General features: G+C 62.7%; 6 protein-coding genes. 2 read left to right on the top strand and 4 right to left on the bottom strand.

Annotated elements, in window-relative coordinates; genetic code table 11:
- The 4 genes from BLQ14_RS15170 to BLQ14_RS15155 form a co-directional block, all read right to left on the bottom strand.
- On the bottom strand, positions 1-249 hold a 249-nt coding region (locus BLQ14_RS15170; RefSeq protein WP_143004512.1), incomplete at its 3' end, for a transposase.
- Between the two features lie 30 nt (positions 250-279).
- Positions 280-1,581 (bottom strand): UvrD-helicase domain-containing protein, encoded by a 1,302-nt coding sequence (locus tag BLQ14_RS15165; RefSeq protein WP_170068492.1) that lies wholly within the window; start codon positions 1,579-1,581, stop codon positions 280-282.
- A gap of 34 nt (positions 1,582-1,615) precedes the next feature.
- The gene (locus BLQ14_RS15160; RefSeq protein WP_092501408.1) at positions 1,616-2,506 is read right to left on the bottom strand and encodes a BrxR family helix-turn-helix transcriptional regulator; all 891 of its coding nucleotides are present in this window, start codon (positions 2,504-2,506) and stop codon (positions 1,616-1,618) included.
- Positions 2,507-2,609: 103 nt separating this feature from the next.
- On the bottom strand, positions 2,610-3,764 hold the full coding sequence (locus BLQ14_RS15155) for a tyrosine-type recombinase/integrase (protein WP_092501407.1): 1,155 nt from the start codon (positions 3,762-3,764) through the stop codon (positions 2,610-2,612).
- A gap of 221 nt (positions 3,765-3,985) precedes the next feature.
- On the opposite strand from BLQ14_RS15155, the gene BLQ14_RS15150 reads away from it, so the two are divergent.
- Positions 3,986-5,425, top strand: coding sequence for a DUF6880 family protein (locus BLQ14_RS15150; protein WP_092501406.1), 1,440 nt, complete (start codon positions 3,986-3,988; stop codon positions 5,423-5,425).
- Between the two features lie 123 nt (positions 5,426-5,548).
- Positions 5,549-6,205: a hypothetical protein gene (locus BLQ14_RS15145; protein WP_092501405.1), complete on the top strand. Its 657-nt coding sequence runs from the start codon at positions 5,549-5,551 to the stop codon at positions 6,203-6,205.
- The last annotated feature ends 667 nt before the right edge of the window (positions 6,206-6,872 follow it).

The raw sequence follows: 6,872 nt of genomic DNA, 5'->3' as shown, positions 1-6,872 counted from the left end.
AAGATCCTTCAGAACCACGTTGTCGAGCATCGCGTCGGCCAGCAGCCGCTTCAGCTTGACGTTCTCGTCCTCCAGCGCCTTCAGCCTGGCAGCCTCGGACACCGTCATCCCGCCATACTTGGACTTCAGCTTGTAGAACGTCGCAGGGCTGAGGCCATGCCTGCGGCACACCTCCGCCGTCGGCATGCCTGCCTCCTGCTCCTTGATCATCCCGATGATCTGCGCCTCGGTGAAACGGCTTTTCCTCATGTCGTCTGCTCCTTCAGGGTTGAGCAGACTCTACATCATGGTGAGGGATTTTGCGGGGGGCAGGTCATTAGGAATGAGAAGTACCACATTGGTGGCTTCACGACCTTTGCTGGCGTGGATGGTTCCGACTATCGGGCCTTCCAGGCCATACTCGGGGAGCGCCAGTTCCACCGGCGGTCGTGCTCGACTCAGCCGTACTCTCAGGTTGCGCATGTCGACCGACCCGTCACCGCGACCCGCGACACGCAAGAGGCGCTTCCACGCTTCAGCCGGCCCATATGGCGCCGCAACTCCATTTTCAACTCGCTTTGCCCATAGATCGAGAAAACGGCGCTCAGCCAAGTACCTATCATCGAAATCCCAGAAACAAATGGCAAGCCACGCCGGGAGCGTGGCTCCATATCCCGAAAGGCGCAGCCGATGTGGGAGGTCGCAGAATTGTGAAGCCATAAGCACCTCCCCACGAGTTCTGAAGAGCAGAAGATCGTCTCGGGTGAAGTCCGCGACCTTCATCCGAGTCCATTTCAAGCCCTTCTTGTCCGCAAACTCGCGGATTGTTTCCGCCGTCTCGGCGTGAAGTCCGTCGCGATGCCTGTTTTTGTCGAGGACATTCTTCCGCAAATCGGAAAAGATCTTTCGAAGTCCCGGCGACGACGTGCGATAGATCTCCTTGAGGATCCGTGTCTCGAAGCCTAGGGAGCTTTCTGCGCGTAGCCTGTCGAGCAGCGGCTTCCCTGATCCGGCAGCGCCAACGTTGCGACGTCCGACATTATCGTCCGAGAACCCATAGATGGCTTGGGCCTCGTCGGCGAACACCGTGACCCCGCAATCAGGCGGCAATCTCTTGACCAGTTCTTCGATCAGGTCTGCTCGCTGACCTACGAGGTCCTGTGCCTCGTCGATTACGACATGTTCGATCTGGCTCAGTTCATCGGCCACATCTTCGTCAGCCTTCAGGAGATCGATGACCCGCGCGATGTTTTCTTCGTAGGACCCGGTCAGCCTTGCATTCGGGTCGTGCCCCGAATGAATGGACCACGCGTGAGAGTCGATCGTCGCTATCCTGATCGCAAAGGAAGCGTCGCCGACGTAGGAATGAAGCCTCGCGCGGATTTCTGCCACTGCAGTCCGAGTGAAGCTGATCATCCAAGTATTGCTCGGTTCGACATCCTCTTCTCTGATCAGGTGAGCAAGTCGCGCACAAGCAACGGCCGTCTTGCCGGTTCCGGGACCCGCTTCGATCAAAAGCCGAGCGTCGGCATCTGCTTCGATCACTTGTAGCTGGTCGGCGTCCCATTCGGCACCCAGCGTCGCCTGGTCGAGAGTGCTCATGCTGATAGAATCCCTACTCAACAATATCTTGTATCTATCTGCCCGTCTGCGGTCTGCGTGGCCCGGATGAAGCCGGCGCACCAAGCGCATCCCTGTTTAGTAGAACAATCTGCTGATCCTGTGGGCGCCGCGCGGCCGGGTCGGTATCGAGCCCGAGCCGCCTGAGCGCGTAGTAGAGAAGCGCGCGCCTAACCGTGATCTTCGCCTTGCCGCCTCGTATCCCATAGTCGAGCGCGATGACCTTGGCCTGCGCCTCCGAGAGATCAGGGTGGGGGCCGACCTCCAGGGTGACCTCGGAATGCCAGTCGTGATCTTCGTGGGCCGACGTTTCGCTTTTCCGTGACCCGCGGATGTCGAGAATCCGCGAAAGCAGGAAGTCCTTGAAGTACTCGTCGGTCAGGCAATACGCCCGTGTATGCCAGCGGAACCCGTCGAACCCGATGGCGTGAGGCGCGATCCAGCGCCAGCGCGGCTCCGGGCTCGACAGGGATTGATATTTCACCTCGATCTCTTCGGACCGCTGTATGGCGCTGAGCACTGCACGCAAAGTCACCGGATCGACGCCTCGCACAGGCGTTGGTGCCACGGCAAAAGGCGGAAGCTTTGCGATCCAGCACTCAGCAGGATCCATCACATCGTCGGCGATGAGCCGGAGCTGAGCGAGATAGCGGGCGGCGTCCGGCGGGCGGAATCGGCAGACGAAATCCCGGCCACGCACATAGGTGCGCGCGCTCTTGTCGTAGACCATGTTGTCCGGGGCCATCTCGATGTAGCGGCTCAGGTCCAACGACGCCTGGTTCACCGAGATCCCGAACTGATCCATCAGGTCGCTGCGATTCACATGCCCGTCCCAGAACAGGCGAAACTCGATGAACTCGAGCCTTTGCTCGACTCCCCAGCGAAGTTCGCTCCTGTTCCTGTTCACGCCCCGCTCCCAATTGCCCCAGCGCGACTAATTTCTGGGCTTTCTCGGAAGGTAGCGGCGAGGCACAGCGCGATCAATCGGAAAAGGAAGCGGCCGCGCGCGTTTATCCCAAGGACTGCTTGAGGTTCTGCGCCACCGCGTCGGCCGCCACCCGCACCGGGTCGGCGGCGAGGTGGGCGTAACGCGCCGTCGTCTGGACCTGCGTGTGCCCGAGGAGCTTGCCGATCATCGGCAGGCCCTGACCCGAGGCGACGGCCGCGGACGCGAAGGTGTGGCGCAGGTCGTGGATGCGCACGTCCTTGACGCCGGCGCGGGCTCGGACGCGCTGCCAGAAGGGCTGCAAGTCGCTCAGGCGCTTGCCCGGCAGGGTGCCGAAGATGACCCACGGGTTGCCCTCGATGCGCTGCGCGTCGCGGAGCAGGTCGACAGCGGGTTGGCCAAGATGGACGATCTTCGCGCCTGTCTTGGAATCCGGCAGGCGGAGGGCGCGCTCGGCCAGATCGACGTATTCCCACTTCAGCGTCATGATCTCGTTCAGCCGACAGCCGGTCAGGATCAGCAGCCGCGCGGCCAGAATGGCCGAGGGCAGCTCGATCCCTTCGGCCTCCATCTCGCGCAGCACCTCGCCGATCCGGCGCAGTTCGGCGGCGCTGAGGAAGCGTTCGCGCTTCTCCTCGGGATACTTCCGGATGTGCTTTCGCGGATTGGTGCCGTCCGGACGCAGGCCCCACATCTCGGCGAGGCTGAACATCTTCGAGATCACCTCGAGACAACGGTTCGCCTGATAGGGGATGTGGCGCAGGTCGTGATGGAATTTCGCGACGTCCGCGCGGGTGATTCCGGTGACCGTAAGCTGCCCAAGCGCGGGCAGGATGAAGCGCCGCAGGTTGCGCCGGTATTCCTTCGCCGTGCTGGCCTTCAGGCGCACCGAGATGTGTTCCCGGTCGAACCTCTCCGCCAGTTCCTTCACCGTGATTGCCTTGCGTTCTGCGTCGCGTTCGGCGGCGGGGTCCTCGCCATTGCGCGCGGCGGCGACGATGGCGATGGCGCGGTTGCGCGCCTGCTCGCAGGTCAGAACCGTGCTGGGCCCGAGGCTGATCCGCCGGGATCGGCGGCCAGCGCGATACTGGACCACGTAACTCTTGCGCCCGCTTGGCAGCACGCGCAGCCCGAAGCCAGGGATCTCGCTGTCCCAGACGAAGTATTCGGTGGCGCGGGCTTCCGCGGCGTCGACGAGGCGTTTGGTGATCCTGGGCATGGCGCTCTTCGGTGGTTATTTCGCCGTTCCACAGTGCTGAAGCGCGGGCGACAGTCAACGAACACATTGAAATTGCGAAGAAAAAGGAAATGGCGCGCATTACCGAGTAGGGGGATTCCGCGCTCTGGCGCGGGGAATCGGTGAGCCCATCGAATCACATCGCAGGTTCCGGACCCCGCGACCCGCTGATAAGCTGGCCTGCAAAGGATATCGGGGTTCCAATGGCTTCCAAGACCACCCTCAATGCAAAAAACCTCGAGGCGCTGGGTGCGGCGCGCCTGGCGCAACTCCTTGTCGAGATCAGCACCGGCAATGCGGCCGCCAAGCGCAAGCTGCGTCTCGCGCTGGCGGGCGCGCAGGGCCCGAAAGAGGCCGCGCGGGAGATCACCAAGCGGTTGACCAGCATTGCCCGCGCCCGCAGCTTCGTTACCTGGAAGAACCGCAAGGCATTGGTCGATGACCTCGAAACCCAGCGGCGCGCCATCGTCGAGCAGATCGCCCCCGCCGATCCGCAAGAGGCGCTGACGCTGATGTGGCGGTTCATGGGCCTCGCGACGCCGGTGTTCGAGCGCTGCGACGATTCCAGCGGCACGGTCATCGACATCTTCCACCAGGCCTGCGCCGATCTGGGCGCGCTGGCGAAGGTCGCCCGGCCGGAACCGAAGGCGCTGGCGCGGCAGGTTCTCGATGCGCTGCAGGACAATGGCTATGGCCAGTATGACGATCTGATCGCGCTCATGGCGCCCGCGCTCGGTCCCGATGGTCTGGAGCATCTGAAGGAGCTGGTCGAGGAGCTCGGGCGCACGCCGGTGCCCGTGCCCCCGAAAAGCGAATGGGAAGAGGTCGGCTGGGGCAGTGGCGGCCCCCGACATGCCCACGAGATGGCGGAACGCGCGCGGCAGAGCACCGTCTCGATGGCGCTCAAGGACATCGCCGATGCGCTGGGCGACGTCGATGGTTTCATCGCCCAGTATGAACCCGAGACGCGCCGGGTTCCGAAGATCGCAGCCGAGATTGCGCAGCGGCTTCTGGGCGCGGGCCGTGCGGAGGATGCGCTCGGCTTCATCGAGCGGGCCGAGTTCGGCAATAACGGCTGGATCCCGAGGGAATGGACCGAGACGCGCCTCGCGGTGCTTGAAGCGCTGGGCCGCTTAGACGAGGCTCAGGCATTACGCTGGGAAACCTTCGAGCGGACCCTCTCGGTCGAGCATCTGCGCGCCTATCTCAAGCGGCTGCCTGACTTCGATGACATAGAGGCCGAAGAGAGGGCGATGGCGCAGGCCACGGCCCATCCAAGCCTTCTTGCTGCGCTTCAGTTCTTCCTCGACTGGCCGGCGCTGGATCGCGCCGCGGAACTCCTGGTGGCCCGGCATTCGGAGATCGACGGGGATCACTACGAGTATCTGGTGCCCGCGGCAGAGGCATTGTCAGAGCGTCATCCGCTGGCGGCGACGCTGGCGCTGCGCGCGATGATCGACTTCACGTTGACCAAGGCGCGCTCGAAACGATATCGCCATGCCGCCGACCACCTGACCGAGTGCGCCCGGCTCGCGGAGGATATCCAGGACTTCGGCGCGTTCGAGACGCACGAGGCCTACGTTGCTCGGCTGAAGAAGGAACACGGCAGAAAGTTCGGCTTCTGGTCGCTGGCCGAGGGCTGATGACACGCGACCGCGTGGGTCACGCCACGACCGAGCGGCACGCGCTTGCTCGAAAGGGGTCAGCTGTTATGGCGCTCGCACGGCCAATATACTAACCTTTGCCCAGAGCCGACAGGAGACGTGATGGCAGCGCGGGGCAAGAAACAGTCAGTCGATGATGGTGCGATCCGGGCGCTCCTCAAGCGCTACGCGTGCCCGCTTCCGTATCATCAGGTCCGTGCACGCTTCATGGGCAACATCGCGACGCCGGACATGAATGCATCGCCCATGCAGGAAATCCACCGTGTCTGGAACGACGAACTTCCCGTCTTCGAGGACAAGGGCGAGGCGGAAGCTTTCTTCGGCACCCTGCTGCATGGCTTGTGGAACGGCCTCAGCGTGCACCAGAAGCGCAGCGACCCTTTCAAGCTCGCCCGGGTGAAGATCGCACCGGCCAGCCACGCGTATCTCGGGCGCCTCGCCAGGGTTCGGCGCGAGGAACTCGACGGCTTTATCGACGGGCTTTTCGCGGGACAGGACGAGATGGATTTCCCTGAAAGCGCACACAGGGCAATCGGCATTCTGGGAGAGCTGCGCGCATTGTTCGCGGCGACCGAAAACCTTGCGGCCGATGCGCCGGGCTCGACTGACACATCGACCATGGAGGACACCGCAAAGCACCTCCGCGAACTAACCCGGATCGCCGAGACCGAAATCAACACGATCATCCAGTCCTGTCGCAAGGCGCGGCAGCAGATGCTGGAAACCTATGTGGTCGAGCGGCCGGGCACGCTGCACTGATGGTTTTGTTACCGGAAAATCAAGTCTCGGCCCGTTGGAAGCATTGTGGAAGCACGAGGCCGAAAAACACTGCGCAATCCCGACAGATCGTGCGCAGCGGGACCCCTTCGCCGGGATCGGCAAGTATCGGAAACTGCGTAAGAACTCGCGGTTCCGAGTGATTGTTCATGGTTCGTTCGGCGCGACTCATAACCTGAAGGTCGCAGGTTCAAATCCTGCCCCCGCAACCAATTAATTTTCCCAAACATTACAAAGCCTTACGCCAATTCTGGCGCCAGATCGGCGCGAGAACATTCACCGCATTCGGCCGCAACAAACCGCAAACAAAGGCGGAACACGTTGCCCGATTTGACCCGGCCTGTTGGCGCCACGTTGGCGGTGGTTTACCCGGGAGAGCAGTGTCCCGCGGGATGGTGTAATTTCCGCCGGCAGCGCGGGCTGAGCGGAGCCTTCGCGTAGCGAGGCGAGGCCAGCGCGGGTCGCTTGGACTCCCTGAAAACCCCTCGCCCTTCGGCGATGTCTGTGATCCCCTGGCGCTGATGGAGAAGGGAGTGTCGTGATGGCGGATCAGCGTAAGCGGTGCGCCGATCACACTGGCTGGGCGTAATTCCAAGGCAGCAGGGCGTCGATATCGGATTGCTTGTGGCCATTGATGATGGCCCGGAGC

The organism is Meinhardsimonia xiamenensis (assembly GCF_900102905.1).
Classification (GTDB): Bacteria; Pseudomonadota; Alphaproteobacteria; order Rhodobacterales; family Rhodobacteraceae; genus Meinhardsimonia; species Meinhardsimonia xiamenensis.
This window is presented reverse-complemented; position numbering and strand designations above follow the sequence as displayed.